This is a genomic window from Staphylococcus microti (assembly GCF_000934465.1).
GTDB lineage: Bacteria > Bacillota > Bacilli > Staphylococcales > Staphylococcaceae > Staphylococcus > Staphylococcus microti.
The window spans coordinates 36,775-57,416 of record NZ_JXWY01000034.1; the positions used below are offsets into that span (position 1 = coordinate 36,775).

Consider the following 20,642-nt stretch of genomic DNA (forward strand, 5'->3'; position numbering starts at 1 on the left):
GGAAACCATGTCAAAACAAGTCAAAGTAAAAAATCGTTCACCTTATGAAATCGCAAAACAAAAGTTTTTGAAAAATAAACCAGCGATGGCAGCGAGTGTTATTTTAGGTCTGATTTTTGTCATTTCACTTTTGGCACCGCTTCTCGCACCTTATGATCCGAACGTCCAAAACCTTGTATTAATTAAAGGGGAAATGACGGCACAACATTGGCTAGGCACTGATTCCGGTGGTCGTGATATTTTAAGTCGCTTATTATATTCTGGGCGCGTTTCACTCATATTCGGTCTTATTACGACAATTGGTCTAATGGTTATCGGTATACTGATTGGAATGATTTCCGGTTACTATGGTGGTTGGGTTGATACTCTACTCATGCGTTTTACAGAATTTGTGATGCTGTTCCCATTTATTCCATTTGCAGTCGTATTAAATGCAACATTTAGTGGGAAAATTGAAAATCAGTATGGCTCAGCAATTGTTCTCGCACTCGTGTTAATCGCATTATCATGGGTCGGTGTCGCACGTATCGTTCGAGGTAAGGTCATGCAAGAGAAAGAAAACGAATACTTTCTTGCTGCCCAATCTATCGGGACACCTGTGTATAAAATATTGTTTAAACACTTATTGCCGAATATTTTAAGTGTTGTCATTGTGCAAGGAACACTTATTTTTGCAGTTCAAATCGTCGCTGAAGCAGGATTAAGTTTCTTGGGCTTTGGGATTGATAAATCTGTACCAACATGGGGGAACATGCTGAGCGACGCACAAGAAGGCGATATTTTACGTGGTAAACCTTGGATTTGGATGCCACCTGCCATCGCCATTACAGTAACGATTTTATGTATTAACTTTATTGGTGAAGGGTTAAAAGACGCATTAAATCCGAAATCACGTCATTAATGTCTGTTTCAAAATCATTTTCATCTATGGTATGATGCAATTATGATAAACATACTAAGATAAATGACGACACGTCTATTGTATGTAGAGGACATAGATACGACGTAAAAGGAGATAACAATGAAACACCAATTTTCAAGAAATGAACTTGCGATCGGTAAAGAAGGGCTTGATCGCCTTAAAAATACAACTGTTGCCGTTTTAGGTGTCGGAGGCGTTGGCTCATTTGCAGCTGAAGCGTTAGCACGTACAAACATCGGACATATCATTTTGATTGATAAAGATGACGTAGATATTACGAACGTCAATCGTCAATTACATGCTTTAACAACAACGGTTGGACAAAGTAAAGTGACATTGATGGAAGAACGTATTAAGCTGATTAACCCAGATTGTAAAGTCACGCCATTGCATATGTTCTACACAGAAGAAACATATGAGCAATTATTCAATGACTATGATATTGATTATGTCATTGATGCGAGCGATACAATCATTTATAAAGTGCATTTAATGGAGCAATGTTTACAACGTGGCATTAAAATTATTTCAAGTATGGGTGCCGCAAATAAAACAGACCCAACACGTTTTGAAATTGCTGATATTTCAAAAACGCATACTGATCCAATTGCGCGCATTATTCGTCAGAAATTAAAACAGAAGAAGATTTATCGTGGGATTCCAGTTGTTTTTTCTGATGAAAGTCCAATTGTTATTCGTGAAGATGTCAAAGCTGTCGTTGGCGATGCACAAGGTAAAAACCGCAAAGCGCAAATGCCACCATCTTCTAACGCTTTCGTGCCGAGTGTTGTTGGCTTAATATTAGCAAGCTATGTATGTAATAAAATAGTAGAAGATATTCCAGTGACACGCATTAAAGATAAACAATAACAAAAAGCATGAAGTGCCATCTATATTGTATGGGCGCTTCATGCTTTTATACGTTTCATACCAAATCATCTTCGTCATCAATAAATTCATTTTCTTTCGCATTTGCAAAATAGTCGTCAACTTTTGGGATTAAAGAAATTGTGCCGTTGTCTTCTACATAAATATAGTAAATTTTACCAGGCGGGATGGTGAACTTGCTATCTACTGTAATAGCAATGTTATGTCCATGCTTATACGTTTTTACAGTGTCCAATAGAAATCATCCTTTCTCAATATAAAATATCAGTAACAGTGCTAAGTGGGACAGTCCATTAAAGCTATGAAAAATGGGGAGCAGGACAGATACTTTATGCGTTCTGTCCTGCTCCCTAGCTTTATATATTATTTCTGTTGTTTCGTAATATTATCATATATTTGCTTGAATTGTTGTTCTGCTTTTGAAGTTGTTTTCGGTTGATAATACTGTTTGTTTTTTAGTTTATTTGGCAAATACTGTTGGGCAACAAAGCCATTGTCATAATTATGTGGATATTTGTAGCCAATCGCACGACCAAGTTCTTTTGCGCCGCTATAATGGCCGTCTTTTAAATGATCTGGAATTTGTCCAACATGCCCTTGGCGAATATCAGATAAGGCACTATCAATGGATGTGATTGCTGAGTTCGATTTAGGGGACAGACAAAGTTCTATCACTGCCTGACTCAAAGGAATGCGTGCTTCTGGAAAACCTAAACGTTCCGCCGCTTCAATTGCTGCTAATGTACGTTGGCCCGCACCAGGTGAGGCAAGTCCGACATCTTCATAACTAATCACTAACAAGCGACGTGCAATTGTTGGTAGGTCTCCTGCTTGGATTAGTCGCGCAAGATAGTGTAATGCGGCGTCCACGTCACTGCCTCGAATTGACTTTTGAAATGCACTCATAACATCGTAATGCATATCGCCGTCTTTATCGCTTAGAAATGCACCACGTTGTAAACAGTCTTCAGCATCCTTTAGCGTAATATGTGCGGGCTTTGTATTTGCACTTAATACGGCTAATTCTAATGCGTTTAAAGCACTTCTAACATCACCTTGGCTTTGAGTCGCAAAGTATTCGAACGCATCATCATCAATCGTCACATCATATTGTTTCAAGCCGCGTTCTTCGTCATCTAAAGCGTGTTGCAATGCTTGCTTAATATCAGCCGCTTCAAGTGGATAAAGTTCAAAGATTTGCGCACGAGAACGAATTGCAGGGTTAATTGCATGATAAGGATTTGATGTCGTTGCACCAATCAAAACAATTTTGCCGTTTTCAAGATGTGGCAGTAAAAAATCTTGTTTTGCTTTGTCAAGACGATGTATTTCATCTAATAATAAAATGACTTGGCCGGACATTTTGGCTTCTTCCACGATCAGCTGCATATCTTTTTTCGTGTTCGTTACAGCGTTGAGCTGACGAAACTTATAAGCGGTGCTTCCTGCAATCGCTTGTGCAATACTCGTCTTACCAATACCGGGTGGTCCGTAAAAAATCATAGATGATAAGCGTTGCGCTTGGACCATTCGGCGGATAATGCCTGTTTCGCCAACGAGATGTTGTTGGGCAATCACTTCATCAATCGTACGTGGTCGCATGCGAGAAGCGAGTGGTTCCGTTGTCATGTGATGACCTCCTTACATGATTTTTAACTAGTCTTCATTGAGTAATATTTGTACTCTTTTCGCAATGGTATTATAATAATATAAATAGTGAAAAATTGTAAGCAAATAGGATGGATAGGTGAGGTAATCGAATGAAAATATCGACTAAAGGCAGATATGGTTTAACATTGATGATTGCTTTAGCGAAAAGAGAGGGAACAGGGTGTGTTTCTCTAAAAACAATCGCTGAAGAAAATGATCTTAGTGACTTATACCTTGAACAACTCGTAGGACCGTTGCGTAATGCAGGGCTCATTAGAAGTATGCGTGGTGCCAAAGGTGGCTATGAATTGAACATGCCATCCGAAGAAATAACAGCAGGCGACATCATCCGCTTACTCGAAGGGCCACTAACAATTGTGGAACGCATAGAATCAGAACCACCTGCACAACAACAGTTATGGTTGCGTATGCGCGATGCGGTAAAAGATGTATTAGATCAAACGACATTACATTCGCTTGCGGCATATAAAGATACTGCGGATTTAGAAGGTTACATGTTCTATATTTAATGATACGTGCACATCTCGAAAAGTATTTCAAAAAACTTTTACGAATGATGTTTAACCTTGTTTCAAATAGGGTATAATGAATATGTAAGTAAAATTTGGAGGTAATAATTATGACAAACGCTGAAAGCAAGTTCGACCAAGCAAAAGGTAACTTAAAAGAAACTGTAGGTAACGTAACTGACGATAAACAATTAGAAGCTGAAGGTAAGCAAGACAAAGCAGCTGGTAAAGTGAAAGAAGTTGTTGAGAACGTTAAAGACAAAGCTACAGAAGCAATCGACAAATTAAAAGGTGATAAATAATCATCCGTCATCATTAAATGATGCAAACAGTAGGCACTCTATGTAGGGTTCCTACTGTTTTTTATTTGAACAGACAAACAACAAAACGCCCACAACTGGATTAACAGTTTTACGGACGTCTGTGTAAATCATTCGGTTATTCAGCATTCAGTTTATCGATTGCTTCTTTGAAATATTGATATGACTGTGCTTGTTTTTCTGTGTCATAAATATAGCTCACGCCCATAATTTCATCAACATCTCCGTAATATCGCATAAAGTCGCGAATTTGTTGTTTCACGGCAGCTTTGTCGCCGACGAGTGATTGTTGAATACGGGTATCTGCCATCGTTGCTTCTTGAGGCGATAAGACAGAATGAATATCGCGAACAGGCGGTTGCATTTTTTGCATACGCCCTCTTAAAATGCCTGCAAACATTTGTGATTGTGTGGTTGCTAAATGCATCGCTTCGTCGCTTGTATTTGCCATGACAACGTTTAAACATACCATTACATATGGTTCGTCCAAAAATTCTGATGGCTTGAATAACTCTCGATAAATACTAAGTGCTTCTTTCATTTGTTGTGGCGCAAAATGCCCTGCAAATACATAAGGTAAGCCTTTACGTGCAGCGAGATGTGCCGAATCTGTTGATGAGCCTAATATATAAAGTGGAACTTCTGTACCGACTGCAGGAATGGCTTTTACGTAACCTTGTTTTGTGTCGGGACCAAAATATTGAATCAGCTGTGACACTTCATCAGGAAATTGATACACACCATCGTGCTTGTCACGGCGTAATGCATTGGCTGTTGCCATATCAGTGCTGGGTGCACGTCCGAGACCTAAATCAAGGCGATCACCATAGATTGTTTTAAGCGTACCAAACTGTTCTGCAACAACGAGTGGTGCATGGTTAGGCAACATAATACCACCTGAGCCGATACGCATATGGTTTGTATTTGAAAGCGCATGTTGAATTAAAATGGCTGTTGCCGAACTGACTAAGTTCGGTGCATTGTGATGTTCTGCAATCCAATAGCGTTCATAGGATAGCTTTTCTAGTGTTTGTGCGAGTTGAATCATTTCATCAATGGCTTCACGGTCATTTGAACCTTCTCTAATTGGAACGAGGTTCAAAGCGGAATAACGAATCTGTTTCATGATGTACCTACACTCCTTTTCTGAGGTTAGTATAGCACTTGTTCTATCTATAAGCGTCTAAATTGCTCGTGACTGTTTCATTGCAGATACTGCGCTTTCATCATACAATGGAAGTATTCATAAAAAGTAGTTCCGAACAGACTACTAGCAAAATAAAAATGCCAATGCTAAAATAGGAACATTGAATTAGAAGAAAGGACTGTCGTAAATGGGTATTTATGCGGATTATGCTGCAACCACACCGGTTAAACCACAAGTGATAGAAGCGATGATGTCGATCTACCAACATCATTTTGGCAACCCATCTTCCATTCACACACAAGGAAGAGATGCACGCCATTTTTTAGATACATCAAGACGAGAGGTTGCACGTATTTTAAATGCGGAACCGAGTGAGATCATCTTTACAAGTGGTGCGACAGAAGCAAACAATACGGTTATAAAAGGGATTGCACAAGCACAACGTGATCAAGGGAAGCATTTAATTACATCAAAAATTGAACATCATTCCGTGTTACATGTGTTTGAATCACTGGAAAAACAAGGTTTTGAAGTGACGTATTTAGATGTTGATGCAACGGGACGTGTTGATTTGCAACAGCTGAAGGATGCTTTGCGTGAAGATACAACCCTTGTGTCGATTATGTTTGTAAATAACGAAGTGGGTACGATGCAGCCAATTGATGAAATTCAAGAAATTGTTGCCGCATCTAACGCTCATTTTCATACAGATGCTGTTCAAGCAGTCGGTCACTTACCTATTGATGTGAAAGATTTAGATGTAGATGCACTCAGCTTGACGGCACACAAATTTGGTGGCCCAAAAGGTGTCGGTGTACTGTATGTCAAAAAAGGAACGACGATTCGCTATCAACAACAAGGTGGCGAACAGGAGACGAAGCGACGCGCAGGAACTGAAAATGTGCCGCAAATCGTTGGTTTAGCCGAGGCGCTTAAGCTTGCTGATTCAGAACGTGATGCGCACAATATTCATATTGCGTTACTAAAAGAACAATTGTTAGTCGGCTTACAAGGTAGAGCAATTCCTTTTGAATTGAACGGTTCAATGGTTGAAACAACGAATCACATTGTGAATTTATATTTTCCATTTATAGATGTTGAAACACTGCTAACATTATTGGACCTCGCAGGCATTTATGTCTCATCCGGCTCAGCATGTACGGCAGGATCAACGATTCCATCACACGTCCTATCAGCAATGTACGGTGATGATGAACGTGTTACACGCTCAGTGCGTATTAGTTTGAACGAGTTGATGACGAAAGAAGACGTCAATCGTATGATTATCGAAATTCAAAAAATATATTTGAAATTTAAAGAGGAGGAACATGCGTGACAAATGAAAATACACGTGTTGTAGTCGGAATGTCAGGAGGTGTCGACAGTTCCGTTACAGCCTATTTATTAAAACAACAAGGTTATGACGTTATCGGTATTTTTATGAAAAACTGGGATGATACGGATGAAAATGGCGTATGTACCGCAACAGAAGATTATAATGACGTGATTGCCGTATGTAACCAAATTGGGATTCCATACTATGCGGTCAATTTTGAACAAGAATATTGGGACAAAGTTTTTACCTATTTCTTAGATGAATATAAAAAAGGGCGTACGCCGAACCCGGATGTTATGTGTAATAAAGAAATTAAGTTTAAAGCGTTTTTAGAACATGCTTTAAAACTAGGTGCAGATTACGTTGCGACAGGTCATTATGCACGTGTGCGTCGTAGCGAAGACGGACGTGTCGAAATGTTGCGTGGTGTTGACCAAAATAAAGACCAAACCTATTTCTTAAATCAACTGACTGATGAACAACTACAAAAAGTGATGTTCCCAATCGGTGATATTGATAAAAAAGAAGTGCGTGCGATTGCGCTTGAACAAGACTTAGCAACTGCGAAGAAAAAGGATTCAACAGGTATTTGTTTTATCGGAGAACGTAACTTCAAAGAATTCTTATCACAATATTTACCAGCGCAATCAGGTGAAATGCGTACGCTTGATGGTGAATTAAAAGGACAACATAACGGATTGATGTATTATACAATCGGACAACGTCACGGTCTCGGCATCGGTGGCGACGGAGATCCATGGTTTGTCGTTGGTAAAAACTTAGAAGATAATGTTTTATATGTTGAACAAGGCTTCCATCACGATGCACTGTACAGTGATTATTTAGTGGCATCAGATGTGTCATTTGTGAATAACATGGATTTATCAGAACCATTAAAATGTACGGCGAAGTTCCGATACCGTCAACAAGATACAGGTGTTACTGTAACGAAAGAAGGCGACGATGCTATTCGTGTAACATTTGATGAACCTGTGCGTGCGATTACACCAGGTCAAGCCGTGGTCTTTTATGACGGCGATGTTTGTCTCGGTGGTGCAACAATTGATGATGTGTATAAAAACAGTGGTCAACTCAGCTACGTCATTTAAGTTAAATCGTAAGAGGTAAGCAATGGGCGAGTACAGTAAAATCTTTAAAAAACTAAAGATTTTTTGTGCGACGCCCTATTTTAGTTATTGCTACTTTTGATGTACAATTGAAGTTAAGTTTATAAAATATGTAAAGGTGATACAATCATGGAACAAGAACAGATACATAAACTGATTAAACAAGGACAGTTTGAACAAGCACTTCAAGCATGTTTTGATAATATTGAAGCGGCACCTGAAGAAGTGGAAAACTATATTAATTCAGGTATTTTGCTGGCAGAAGCGGGAGAAATTGAAAAAGCAGAACGATTTTTCCAACGTGCAATCACACTACAACCCGAAAATGGCGTCATCTATTATAATTTAGCAAATGTTTATTTTAATGAAGGGCGTTTTCAAGAGGCGATTAAGCTTTATCAATTGGCAATCAGCAAACAACTCGAAACAAAAGATGTTTACTTTATGTTGGGTATGTCGTTTGTACAATTAGATGCGAAAGATAAAGCACTGCCATTTTTAATGCGTGCATCTGAAATGGACGTCCAATTTGAAGATATTGAAGCACAATTTCAATATGCGTTATTGTTATGTGAACACGAAATGTTTGAACAAGCCGTTCCACTATTAGAACGTATTTTAGAGAAAGCACCGACGCATGCAGATGCGCAATATAACTTAACACTTGCACGTTATATGATGAATGAAGATATTGAAGCCGCAATTCAAGGCTTTCAACGTGCAGTTGAGATGGATGATACACACATGTTGAGCCATCATGCGATTAAAACATTTACAATGATTCAACGTGAAGAGGAGGGATAAACGTGGAAAACCCAACGCTTTTAGATAGCACCTATATTAAAGGTGAGGTCGCACTTATACTTTTTCAAAACAGTGACAATTTTTATACCGTTTTAAAAGTGGACGTAGCTGATACAAATGGCGATTTTAATGATGAAGCAACAGTCGTTGGGTATTTTCCAGACATCGTTGAGGATGAAACATATACGTTTAAAGGCTATGAAGTTGAGCATGCACGATATGGGAAGCAACTAAAAGCTGAGACGTTTCAAAAAGAAATCCCTCAAACGAAAGATGCGGTTATTGCATATCTTTCCAGTGCGCTATTCAAAGGAATCGGTGTAAAAACAGCAGAAGCAATCGTGGAGACACTCGGGGAAGATGCGATTCATCAAATATTGAATGATGCCTCTTGTTTATCACGTGTGCCAAAACTTTCAAAAGACAAACAAAAACAAATAGCCGAACAAGTGTATCAGAACCAAGAAAGCGAACAAATTATGATTCGCTTAAATGAATTAGGCTTCGGTTCAAAACTTGCCATGGACATCTATAAATTTTATCAGTCAGATACGTTAAAAGTGTTAGATAGCAACCCGTATCAGCTTGTCCATGATATTAAAGGAGTCGGTTTCCAAAAAGCGGACCAATTGGCACAGCAACTCGGCATTCATCCGACACATCAAGATCGTTTAAGAGCTGGTATTCTCTATGTCGTGGAAGAAACATGTATTAAAAATGGGCATACGTATTTGCCTGTAGAAGCACTGTTAAATGCGGCGATTGAACTGCTTTCTAAAAATATGACTGAACCGATTGAAGCGGCACCTATGCAAGAATGTATGACACAGTTAGTCGAAGAACAAAAGCTGATTGCAGTTGATGATGTTGTCGCAATGCCAAGCCTTTACTATTCAGAGCTTAAAAGTACGCAAAACTTATATAAAGTCGCAAACCACACACACGCACTGACGAAGTTTGATTTATCCGATATTCAATTACATATTGGTGAAATTGAAGAAATGAACGACGTTAGTTATGCTGAATCACAAAAAGAGGCGTTGGAATGTGCGATTCAAAATAAAGCGATGCTGTTGACGGGTGGACCGGGTACAGGCAAAACAACAGTGATTAAAGGAATCGTCCAACTGTACGCGGAAATGCACGGTTTGTCACTTGATTATGATGATTACGATGAAGATGAGCCGTTCCCAGTTGTGCTCGCCGCACCTACAGGTCGTGCATCGAAACGCCTACATGAGTCAACAGGTTTGGAAGCGATGACGATTCATCGATTGATTGGTTGGAATCAAGAAACAAAGCCTGATGAATTGTTAGAACATGAGATTGATGCACGACTCATTATTATTGATGAAATGTCGATGGTGGACACATGGCTGTTTCATCAGTTTATGAATGCTGTGCCAGTCGATGCGCAAATCGTCTTAGTTGGCGATGAAGACCAATTACCATCAGTTGGACCGGGTCAAGTGTTTAAAGACTTAATTGACGCAGATGTGTTACCACGTATCAATTTGACGGAAGTATATCGTCAACAAGATGGCTCGAGTATTATTGATTTGGCGCACCGTATGAAGTTGGGCGAAGAAGTCGATATTACGCAACGATTCCATGACCGTTCTTTTATTCCGTGCCAAACGCAACAAATTCCAGAAATCGTCGATAAAATTATTTCGAATGCGGTAGGAAAAGGATATACGATGGCAGATATTCAAGTATTAGCACCGATGTATCGCGGCAGTGCAGGTATTCAAAAACTGAATCAAGTGTTGCAAAATATTTTAAATCCGAAAGAAGATGACGATCATCGAGAAATACCATTTGGTGATGTAATTTTCCGTCAAGGCGATAAAGTGTTACAACTCGTCAATCGACCGAACGATAATGTATTTAACGGCGATATTGGCGAAATTGTCGGCATATTTTGGGCGAAAGAAAATGCGTTGAATAAAGATGTCGTCATTGTTGATTACGAAGGCAATGAAATCACCTATATGCGATCTGATTTAACAGAGTTGACACATGCGTATTGTACGTCGATTCATAAAGCGCAAGGGTCTGAGTTTCCAATCGTGATTATGCCAATCGTCAAGCAATATTATCGCATGTTGCAAAAGCCCATTTTATATACCGGTCTGACACGTGCAAAACAATCACTTGTCTTTCTTGGCGATGCAGAAGCATTTAACATTGGTTTGCATACACACGGACAAACACGTTTAACACAATTGCATGCTTTTCTAACGATGTACTTTAAAGGCGATACGTCAGATGAGGATATGAATGAAACATCCGACGCAACATTCGTATTAACTGAAACAACGATGTATCAAGTGAATCCAATGATTAATATGGGCGATATCACGCCATACGATTTTCTAGAAATTGACAAAAGCTAAGTTATTTTTATATAATCACATTAAAGTAAAGCGGATAACCGAGTAAATGATTAGGTGACTTCACAGAGACGTATCGGTGCTGAGAGATACGAGTCCTTCCATTGAACGCTACTATGCGCATAGTTGAATAGCAGACAAGAGAGTGATAGTCACCGACGACTATAACTAGGGTGGTACCGCGAGACATTCGTCCCTTTGATGAGACGAGTGTCTTTTTGTTTGACGAAAATGACAGGGAGTTGACATAATGAAGAATTTAAAAGCAAGTGAAATACGCCAAATGTATTTAGATTATTTTGTTGAAAAAGGGCATATGGTAGAGCCTTCTGCACCATTAGTACCGATTGATGATGATACATTACTTTGGATTAACTCAGGTGTAGCAACATTAAAAAAATACTTTGATGGTCGTGAAGTACCGAAAAAACCACGTATCGTTAATGCGCAAAAATCAATTCGTACGAACGATATTGAGAACGTAGGATTTACAGCACGTCACCATACATTTTTTGAAATGCTTGGGAACTTTTCAATTGGTGATTACTTTAAACGTGAAGCTATCGAATTTGCGTGGGAATTTTTAACGAGCGACAAATGGATGGCGATGGAACCTGAAAAATTATACGTAACCATTCATCCTGAAGACACAGAAGCGTATGACTTATGGCACGACCTGATTGGACTATCAGAAGACCGCATTATTCGTATTGAAGGGAACTTCTGGGATATTGGTGAAGGCCCATCTGGACCGAACACTGAAATTTTCTATGATCGTGGCGAGGCATATGGCGTTGATGATCCAGCCGAAGAAATGTATCCGGGTGGCGAAAACGAACGCTACTTAGAAGTGTGGAACTTAGTATTTAGTGAGTTCAACCATAATAAAGATCACAGCTATACGCCGCTGCCAAGTAAAAATATTGATACCGGCATGGGGCTAGAACGTATGGCCTCAATTTCACAAAATGTGCGCACAAACTATGAAACAGACTTATTTATGCCAATCATGCACGAAATTGAAAAAATTTCAGGTAAAAAATATTTAGATAATATACAAGATGATGTGGCATTTAAAGTGATTGCAGACCATATTCGTACGATTGCTTTTGCGATTTCTGACGGCGCATTACCTGCAAACGAAGGTCGTGGCTATGTATTGCGTAGATTGTTACGTCGTGCTGTTCGATTCAGTCAAACATTGGATATTAACGAACCATTTATGTATCGTTTAGTTGAAATTGTTGCAGAAATTATGGAACCGTACTATCCAAATGTGAAAGAGAAACAAGACTTTATTGCACGTGTTATTAAGTCAGAAGAATCACGTTTCCACGAGACGCTAGAAGAAGGTTTAGCCATTTTAAACGGCTTAATCGCGCAATCTAAAGAACAAGACGGTACAATTGCAGGAGAAGATGCGTTCAAACTTTATGATACGTATGGTTTCCCAATCGAATTGACACAAGAAATTGCTGAAAATGAAGGTTTAGCCATTGATATGGCTGGCTTTGAAACACATATGGAAGCACAGCGTAGTCGTGCACGTGAAGCCCGTCAAAACAGTCAATCAATGCAAGTACAGAGTGAAGTGTTGAAACAAATTGATACTGAAAGTACATTTGTTGGCTATAATCAATTGGAAGCAAAAACTCGTGTTACTGATATGATTGTAGATGGTGCGCGTGTAACAGAAGTAGATGCAGATCAAATCGTTTACTTTATTTTAGAGGAAACACCTTTCTATGCAGTGAGCGGTGGACAAGTTGCCGATAAAGGTATCGTAGCGAGCGATGACTTTGAAATTGAAGTACGTGAAGTCATTAAAGCACCAAACGGTCAAAACTTACACACAGGTTATGTAACGTTCGGAACAGTTACAGAAGGCGCGGAAGTTGTTGCGACGGTAGATAGCAAGTCACGTAAAGCGATTATGAAAAACCATAGTGCGACTCACTTATTACATGCAGCGTTAAAAGAAGTATTAGGTAGCCACGTTAACCAAGCAGGTTCATTAGTAGACAGCGAGCGTTTACGTTTCGACTTCTCACATATTGCAGCGATGACACAAGAAGAATTGCAACTTGTAGAACAACGTGTCAATGAAGAGATTTGGAACAGTATTGACGTTTTTATTAGTGAAATGCCGATTGAAGACGCAAAAGCAAAAGGCGCAATGGCATTATTCGGTGAAAAATATGGCGATGTTGTACGTGTTGTCGATATGCAACCATTCTCTATCGAATTATGTGGTGGGACACACGTGAACAACACATCTGAAATCGGACTGTTCAAAATTACGAGTGAATCAGGAACAGGTGCTGGTGTTCGCCGTATCGAAGCAGTAACAGGTCAAGCAGCATTTGTATACTTAGAGCGTTACCTTGAGCGCTTTAACGCAATCAAAGCACAAGTGAAAGCGAAAGCAGATGACCAAGTACTTGATAAAGTTGAAAACTTACAAGTACAAGAAAAAGCATTGCAACAAACGATTGAAGCGAAAAACAAAGAAATCAACGCATTGAAAATGGGCAATATCGAAGAACAAGTCACGTACATCAATGATTTGCCAGTGTTAATTACTGAAGTAGAAGTAGATAACGCGAAAGCAATGCGCACAACAATGGATGATTTCAAATCTAAGTTACAAGACACAATCATTGTTTTAGCGAGTGACGTCGGTGGTAAAGTATCATTAGTTGCAACGGTACCGAAACAATATGTCGATCGCATTAAAGCAGGCGACATCATTAAAGAGATGGCACCAATCGTTGGCGGTAAAGGTGGCGGTCGTCCGGATATGGCACAAGGTGGCGGAACAGACCCTAGTCAGATAACAGCAGCATTACAATTTGTTGAAACTTACATTAAATCATTATAAAAATGGATCGCTTTCGTGTAGAATGGAAGAAGTAATCTATTTATGGTTTAAGGAGTGTTATGACAATGGCAAATTTTGATAAAACGATGAAGTTTAACTATGATGAAATCCCTAAAGCAAACGTTGAAACAGTTCTTAATAATGTCTATCATACTTTGGAAGAGAGAGGCTACAATGCGGTCAATCAAATTGTAGGTTATCTTCTATCTGGTGATCCAGCATATATTCCACGTCATAATGAAGCAAGAAACCAAATCAGACATATTGACCGTGATGATATTATGGAAGAACTTGTATCATTCTACTTGAAACATAACAACGATACAGATCACAATGCTTAAACATAAAATCATTGGCTTAGATGTCGGAAGCAAGACTGTTGGTATTGCAATTAGTGACATGATGGGTTGGACTGCACAAGGGTTAGACACACTCCGTATCAACGAAGCAGAAAATGAGCTCGGATTAGAGACCTTAATTGACATTATTAACCGAGAGCGAGTAGGTACAGTCGTTATTGGGTTGCCAAAAAATATGAACAATTCGATAGGATTTCGTGGAGAGGCATCATTACATTACAAAGAAGCACTTGCTGAACGTATGCCCCAATTAGAGATTGTTATGTGGGATGAACGTATGAGCACGATGGCAGCAGAACGTTCATTACTCGAAGCGGACGTATCAAGATCAAAACGCAAAAAAGTAATAGATAAAATGGCGGCAGTATTTATTTTACAAGGCTATTTAGATTCACTAAATTAAGGAGAGAGCAAATATGACAAACGAAAACCATAATATTAAAGCACTAGAAATTAACGACGATGAAGCGTTATTAACACTTTTTGATGAAGAAGGTAATGAAGTGTTATATCGTAAAATGCTAGAATTCTATCATCCAGGATTCGATAAAGACTATGTGATTCTTGCAGAAGAAGGTGCACAAGCTGACGATGATGATTTAATTGAGTTAATTCCAATGATTAATGAACCTGACGAGAACGGTGAAGGCGGTCGTTTTATCGGCATCGAAACTGAAGAAGAGTGGGATATGATTGAAGAAGTCGTTAACACGAACTTCAATGAAACAGAAGAATAAATAATCGATACAAACTGGTGAGTACATATGCGACTCATCAGTTTTTTGATATTTTTAGCGATAAACGAGATTATATTCGGGAATATTGTTATCAAATTACTTCCAATTATTAAATACAATATTTAAATTATAAAAATGTTATACATATATGCGTGTCGATGCGCTTTAATAGAGTTATGCAATTCTAAATGATGGTCATCACATCAACAATTGAAAGGAAAGTGTAAGAAAATGAAGTTGCGTTCAAAATTAAGTAAAGTAGTATTAGGCATCGGTTTAGCAATCGTGTCGCCTGCCGTTTTATTTGGTCCTGCACATAACGTACATGCTGCAGAAGCAACGACTACGGCTGCATATAACATTCCGGCAAATGCCGTACCGGTGGAAGGTAATCCATCTTTACTTAAAATTGAAGAGGGTAACGTCACAACGTTTATCGATGCCAAAACTGGTGAATTTATGGGGAAAATTTCAGCAAAACCAAGAGGCTAAAAGAGATTAAAAATATGAAATAACTTATGCACTGTACTAAGTTAGAGTAAGAAGGTTTCCAGAGTATGACTTTGGTAGCCTTCTTTTCTTATTTATACGTTCAATTAACATAGAATCAATAAATCAACATATTTCTGTATCATACGGTTATTTTTCCGTACAATTTATGATAAAATAATATGAAGTAATTTTACTGAGATGCTTTTTGACTGTTATGAAGGGGCTGGGACTTAAAGCAACTATGGAAAACCGATAATCGGTGTCCCAACCTCGAACGAAAGAAACCAATAGCTACGTGTGCAAAGCGTATCGCTCAAGTGTCTATAAATATGAAACATGGCAAATATGGACTGAAATACGTAAGCTACTTGCTGCATGACTTCAGTTTTGCCGGGGTGGGATAACGAAATCACGACAATCATGATTTCTATCCCACTCCCTATTTTTTGATAAAAATTATCGAAATTTGACTAAAGGAAGTTTGAAAGATGGAAAATTTAAATCAATCTTATTTTTTAAGTTTGCAATCGTATGATAGTGAACTAGATCAATTGAGAGCATTTGCTGAGACACATCAAGTACCGATTGTTGATCAACTGTCACTCGATTTAATTAAACAAATCATACGCATACATCAGCCGACAGAAATTTTAGAACTTGGCACAGCGATTGGCTATAGCAGCATGCAATTTGCATCAGTATCTTCTGATATTCATGTCACGACAATTGAACGTAACGAAGATATGATTGCCCATGCTAAAAAACATTTCGAACAGTTTCAATATACAAATCAAATTAGATTGATTGAAGCAGACGCAGCACAAGCATTTTCAAAGGTAAATGACCGCACATATGATATGATTTTTATCGATGCAGCAAAAGCCCAATCACGAAAGTTTTTTGAGTTATATAGTCCGTTATTAAAAGACGGTGGTGTGATTATTACAGATAATTTACTTTATCATGGCTTTGTTGCAAATATTGATATTGTACGTAGTCGTAATGTGAAACAAATGGTACGCAAAGTACAGAAATTTAATCAATGGCTAAGTGAACAATCTGATTTTAAAACGAATTTTATAAATATGGATGATGGTTTAGCTATTTCTATAAAGGAGCGCAAAAATGACTGAATTATTAGTGACCCCGAAATCTCTCAGCCATATTGAAACGTTAAACGAAAAAGGTGCAGATGCCTTTGTAATTGGTGAGGAAAAATTTGGCTTACGTTTAGCGGGCGAATTTAATAGAGAGCAGATGAAAGAAGCTGTAACAATGATACACGCTGCGGGGAAAAAAGCATACGCAGCAGTCAATGGTATTTTTCATAACTATCATATACCGGCTGTTGAAGATTACATTAACTTTTTACATGAGATACGTGTCGATCGCATTATTTTTGGCGATCCAGCAGTGGTAATGATTGTGAAACAACAAGAAAATCCAATTCCACTTCATTGGAATGCGGAAACACTTGTAACGAACTACTTCCAATGTAACTACTGGGGGCAACGTGGCGCAAGTCGTGCAGTTCTAGCACGTGAGTTAAGCTTAGACGAAATTTTAAATATTAAAGCAAATGCCGATGTAGAAATTGAAGTTCAAGTGCACGGTATGACATGTATGTTCCAATCAAAACGTATGCTACTTGGCAATTATTACACATTCCAAGAACGCCAAATGAAAATTAAACGTGAAGACGTGGACGATACAACGCAATTATTATTATACGACGAAGAACGTGATAATAAATATCCAGTGTATGAAGATTACAATGGTACGCATATTATGTCGCCGAATGATATTTGCTTAATTGAAGAATTAGCGCCATTATTTGAGGCGGGTATTGATAGCTTTAAAATTGATGGTCTATTGCATAGTGAAGAATATATTAATACCGTAACGCAACAATATCGTGAGGCGATTGATTTGTATCATGAAGATCCTGACATTTATGAAGATGAGAAATTTATGTTAGTAGATCCAATTGAAGCGATTCAACCGGAACATCGTCCATTTGATGAAGGCTTCTACTATAAACAAACGGTATATTAATGGAAGGAGAGATCGCATATGACGGTACTAGAAGCAGTAAAAGCTGACACAAAACCAAAAGTGAAAAAACCAGAATTGCTTGCACCAGCGGGGAATCTTGAAAAATTAAAAATCGCCATCCATTATGGTGCAGATGCTGTGTTTATCGGTGGACAAGAGTACGGTTTACGTTCAAATGCCGACAACTTTACGATTGAGGAAATTCGTGAAGGGGTTGAATTTGCGAATCGTTACGGTGCAAAGGTGTATATTACAACGAATATTATTGCACATGATGAAAATATAGATGGCTTAGACGCGTACTTAATGCAGCTAGAAAGTACAGGGGCAACGGGTATTATCGTTGCTGACCCGTTAATTATTGAAACATGTAAACGTGTCGCACCAAAACTTGAAATTCATTTATCAACGCAACAATCGCTAAGTAATTACAAAGCGGTCGAGTATTGGAAAGAAGAAGGTTTAGACCGTGTTGTTTTAGCCCGTGAAACAGGCGCAATGGAAATGAAAGAAATGAAAGACAAAGTCGATATTGAGATTGAAGCGTTTATTCATGGTGCAATGTGTATCGCATACTCTGGACGCTGTACACTTAGTAACCATATGACGGCACGTGACTCAAACCGTGGGGGATGCTGTCAAAGTTGTCGTTGGGATTACGACTTACTAACAGTTGATGAAGACGGCGAATTAGACGTTTATTATGAAGACGGTCAAGCCGTTCCATTTGCGATGAGTCCACGTGATTTGAAATTAATCGAATCCATTCCAAATATGATGGATTTAGGCATTGATTCTTTAAAAATTGAAGGTCGTATGAAGTCAATTCATTATATTGCGACAGTCGTATCCGTGTATCGAAAAGTCATTGATGCGTATGCAGCTGATCCTGAAAACTTCAAAATCAAACCTGAATGGTTAATCGAACTTGATAAATGTGCAAATCGTGATACAGCGCCTGCATTCTTCAAAGGGACACCGGGTTACGAAGAGCAAATGTTCGGTAACGAATCAGCGAAGAAATCACCGTATGACTTTATCGGTCTTGTGTTAGCATATGATGAAGAAACACAAATTGCGACAATTCAACAACGTAACCACTTCAAGCCAGGGCAAGAAGTTGAATTTTTTGGTCCGGAAATTGAAACGTTCACGCAAGTAGTTGAAGCAATTTATGATGAAGAAGGCAACGAATTAGATGCCGCACGTCATCCATTACAAATTGTCCAAATTAAAGTTGACCGTCCTATTTACGTAAATAATATGATGAGAAAAGAGGTATAACGCTATGGCGCCTACAACAATTATTGGTATAGCTGGTGGCTCAGGGTCAGGTAAAACTTCAGTCACGAATAAGATTATGAATAATTTAGAAGGCCATAGTGTGGCACTGATTGAGCAAGATTACTATTACAAAGATCAATCGCATCTGACATTTGAAGAAAGACTTAAAACGAATTATGATCACCCATTTGCATTTGATAACGATCTATTAATTCAAAATTTGCGAGATTTGTGTGCAGGTCAAGAAGTCGAAGTGCCGACGTATGACTACACAAACCACACGCGTAGTGAGAAAACCATTGCATTTCAACCTAAAGATGTTATTATCGTAGAAGGTATATTTGCGCTTGAAAACGAAGAACTCCGCAATATGATGGATGTTAAAATATATGTCGATACAGATGCAGACTTGCGCATCCTTCGTCGTTTATTAAGAGATACGCGAGAACGTGGCCGTACGATGGATTCTGTCATTGATCAATATTTAAGCGTCGTACGTCCAATGCACAACCAATTTATTGAGCCAACGAAAAAATTTGCCGACATCATCATTCCAGAAGGTGGTAGCAATAAAGTGGCAATCGACATTATGACGACGAAAATTCAAGCACTCGTTCAGAAAAAAGATTAAAACAGTAAAAGGAAGATGAACATATGGAAAATCAAAAGCAATATCCAATGACACAAGAAGGATTTGAAAAACTTGAAAAAGAATTAGAAGAGTTAAAAACCGTTAAGCGACCTGAAGTAGTAGAAAAAATTAAGGTTGCGCGTAGCTTTGGGGACTTATCTGAGAACTCTGAGTATGATGCTGCGAAAGATGAGCAAGGTTTTATCGAACAAGACATTCAACGTATCGAAACAATGTTACGTCATGCGTTAATCATCGAAGACACAGGCGATAACAACGTCGTACAAATTGGTAAAACTGTAACATTTGTAGAACTTCCAGGTGACGACGAAGAAAGCTATCAAATCGTAGGTTCAGCAGAATCTGATGCGTTTAACGGTAAAATTTCAAACGAATCACCAATGGCACAAGCGCTTATCGGTAAGCACTTGGATGATGAAGTGCGCGTACCACTACCAAACGGCGGCGAAATGAACGTTAAAATTACAAACATTCAATAATAGATAACAGACCAAGGCGTGAACGATACGTCTTGGTTTTTTTGGCTGTCCATCTTTTATGGTGGATAGATTATTAAAAGTACCTAGTTTTATTTTTATTATCATTTCATATACAATGATGAGATCGTGTGGTATCTAAATATTGCAACTGCATTTAATGCGCTCGATAGACAAAGTGAATGCATATCTTATGCAATCAGTTAGAAGATGTTGCACCAGAAGCACTTAAACCACATATTCAAACAGTGATGGATTCCAACAAAAATACTTAGCACAGTCTGCCAATTGTTTACTATAGTTTTTAATTTACGTGCATTTGGCAGTTCTTATTTTTAATGTTATGATGATGTTGCAACAATAAAATAATATGACTTGCTAGGGGTGCTTTATTGAGCTGAAAGAGGTCTTGGCCTCAACCCTTTGTACCTGATCTAGATAATACTAGCGTAGGGAAGCAAACGACGACCGACATTTATATTTATAACGTGTAGTGGCACTCTGTCAATATACGTTTATTTCTACATAAAACTATCGTTGTTTTCATGCGTATTCAGTCTATTTCTGAATGCGTTTTTTATTTGGG

Annotated in this window: 21 protein-coding genes and 1 riboswitch; of the genes, 18 read left to right on the top strand and 3 right to left on the bottom strand. The window is 38.5% G+C overall.

Going from position 1 to position 20,642, the window contains the following annotated elements:
- Positions 1-7: 7 nt before the first annotated feature.
- Positions 8-901 (top strand): oligopeptide ABC transporter permease, encoded by an 894-nt coding sequence (opp4C, locus tag TP70_RS05810; RefSeq protein ID WP_044360261.1) that lies wholly within the window; start codon positions 8-10, stop codon positions 899-901.
- Positions 902-1,021: 120 nt separating this feature from the next.
- Positions 1,022-1,792, top strand: a complete 771-nt coding sequence (locus TP70_RS05815; RefSeq protein ID WP_044360263.1) for a tRNA threonylcarbamoyladenosine dehydratase — start codon at positions 1,022-1,024, stop codon at positions 1,790-1,792.
- Positions 1,793-1,847: 55 nt separating this feature from the next.
- On the opposite strand, the gene mazE is transcribed toward TP70_RS05815, so the two are convergent.
- Both mazE and TP70_RS05825 read right to left on the bottom strand, forming a co-directional pair.
- Entirely contained in the window at positions 1,848-2,045 is a 198-nt protein-coding gene (mazE, locus tag TP70_RS05820) for a type II toxin-antitoxin system PemI/MazE family antitoxin (RefSeq protein ID WP_044360264.1), read from the bottom strand.
- A 128-nt stretch (positions 2,046-2,173) separates the two neighbouring features.
- Positions 2,174-3,439, bottom strand: coding sequence for a replication-associated recombination protein A (locus TP70_RS05825; RefSeq protein ID WP_044360265.1), 1,266 nt, complete (start codon positions 3,437-3,439; stop codon positions 2,174-2,176).
- A gap of 131 nt (positions 3,440-3,570) precedes the next feature.
- On the opposite strand from TP70_RS05825, the gene cymR reads away from it, so the two are divergent.
- Both cymR and TP70_RS05835 read left to right on the top strand, forming a co-directional pair.
- Positions 3,571-3,990 (top strand): cysteine metabolism transcriptional regulator CymR, encoded by a 420-nt coding sequence (cymR, locus tag TP70_RS05830; RefSeq protein WP_044360267.1) that lies wholly within the window; start codon positions 3,571-3,573, stop codon positions 3,988-3,990.
- Between the two features lie 110 nt (positions 3,991-4,100).
- Complete coding sequence (locus TP70_RS05835; RefSeq protein WP_044360269.1) at positions 4,101-4,292, top strand: CsbD family protein; 192 nt, start codon at positions 4,101-4,103, stop codon at positions 4,290-4,292.
- 136 nt (positions 4,293-4,428) lie between these two features.
- On the opposite strand, the gene TP70_RS05840 is transcribed toward TP70_RS05835, so the two are convergent.
- On the bottom strand, positions 4,429-5,436 hold the full coding sequence (locus tag TP70_RS05840; RefSeq protein WP_044360271.1) for an LLM class flavin-dependent oxidoreductase: 1,008 nt from the start codon (positions 5,434-5,436) through the stop codon (positions 4,429-4,431).
- Positions 5,437-5,644: 208 nt separating this feature from the next.
- Between TP70_RS05840 and TP70_RS05845 the strand changes: the two genes are divergently transcribed.
- From TP70_RS05845 to greA, 14 genes are all read left to right on the top strand, one after another.
- Positions 5,645-6,793: a cysteine desulfurase family protein gene (locus TP70_RS05845; RefSeq protein ID WP_044360272.1), complete on the top strand. Its 1,149-nt coding sequence runs from the start codon at positions 5,645-5,647 to the stop codon at positions 6,791-6,793.
- On the top strand, positions 6,790-7,902 hold the full coding sequence (mnmA, locus tag TP70_RS05850; protein WP_044360273.1) for a tRNA 2-thiouridine(34) synthase MnmA: 1,113 nt from the start codon (positions 6,790-6,792) through the stop codon (positions 7,900-7,902). The genes TP70_RS05845 and mnmA overlap by 4 nt, the downstream gene beginning before the upstream one ends.
- Before the next feature lie 147 nt (positions 7,903-8,049).
- On the top strand, positions 8,050-8,724 hold the full coding sequence (locus TP70_RS05855; protein ID WP_044360274.1) for a tetratricopeptide repeat protein: 675 nt from the start codon (positions 8,050-8,052) through the stop codon (positions 8,722-8,724).
- Positions 8,725-8,726: 2 nt separating this feature from the next.
- Positions 8,727-11,123 carry an SF1B family DNA helicase RecD2 gene (recD2, locus tag TP70_RS05860; protein ID WP_044360275.1) on the top strand — a complete coding sequence of 799 codons (2,397 nt, stop codon included), beginning with the start codon at positions 8,727-8,729 and terminating at the stop codon, positions 11,121-11,123.
- 247 nt (positions 11,124-11,370) lie between these two features.
- Complete coding sequence (alaS, locus tag TP70_RS05865; RefSeq protein ID WP_044360276.1) at positions 11,371-14,001, top strand: alanine--tRNA ligase; 2,631 nt, start codon at positions 11,371-11,373, stop codon at positions 13,999-14,001.
- Positions 14,002-14,066: 65 nt separating this feature from the next.
- Positions 14,067-14,342, top strand: coding sequence for an IreB family regulatory phosphoprotein (locus TP70_RS05870; RefSeq protein ID WP_044360277.1), 276 nt, complete (start codon positions 14,067-14,069; stop codon positions 14,340-14,342).
- Positions 14,335-14,763: a Holliday junction resolvase RuvX gene (gene ruvX, locus TP70_RS05875; protein WP_044360278.1), complete on the top strand. Its 429-nt coding sequence runs from the start codon at positions 14,335-14,337 to the stop codon at positions 14,761-14,763. The genes TP70_RS05870 and ruvX overlap by 8 nt, the downstream gene beginning before the upstream one ends.
- A 13-nt stretch (positions 14,764-14,776) precedes the next feature.
- Entirely contained in the window at positions 14,777-15,097 is a 321-nt protein-coding gene (locus TP70_RS05880) for a DUF1292 domain-containing protein (protein WP_044360279.1), read from the top strand.
- Positions 15,098-15,328: 231 nt separating this feature from the next.
- Positions 15,329-15,589, top strand: coding sequence for a hypothetical protein (locus TP70_RS05885; protein ID WP_044360280.1), 261 nt, complete (start codon positions 15,329-15,331; stop codon positions 15,587-15,589).
- Positions 15,590-16,077: 488 nt separating this feature from the next.
- Positions 16,078-16,722: an O-methyltransferase gene (locus TP70_RS05890; RefSeq protein WP_044360281.1), complete on the top strand. Its 645-nt coding sequence runs from the start codon at positions 16,078-16,080 to the stop codon at positions 16,720-16,722.
- Positions 16,715-17,644, top strand: coding sequence for a peptidase U32 family protein (locus TP70_RS05895; RefSeq protein WP_044360282.1), 930 nt, complete (start codon positions 16,715-16,717; stop codon positions 17,642-17,644). The genes TP70_RS05890 and TP70_RS05895 overlap by 8 nt, the downstream gene beginning before the upstream one ends.
- A gap of 18 nt (positions 17,645-17,662) precedes the next feature.
- Positions 17,663-18,928: a peptidase U32 family protein gene (locus tag TP70_RS05900; RefSeq protein WP_044360283.1), complete on the top strand. Its 1,266-nt coding sequence runs from the start codon at positions 17,663-17,665 to the stop codon at positions 18,926-18,928.
- A gap of 4 nt (positions 18,929-18,932) precedes the next feature.
- A complete protein-coding gene (gene udk, locus TP70_RS05905; RefSeq protein ID WP_044360284.1) occupies positions 18,933-19,559 on the top strand; it encodes a uridine kinase in 627 nt (208 codons plus the stop codon).
- A gap of 23 nt (positions 19,560-19,582) precedes the next feature.
- A complete protein-coding gene (gene greA / locus TP70_RS05910) occupies positions 19,583-20,059 on the top strand; it encodes a transcription elongation factor GreA (RefSeq protein ID WP_044360285.1) in 477 nt (158 codons plus the stop codon).
- A gap of 367 nt (positions 20,060-20,426) precedes the next feature.
- A riboswitch (TPP riboswitch) is annotated at positions 20,427-20,529 on the top strand.
- Positions 20,530-20,642 lie beyond the last annotated feature (113 nt).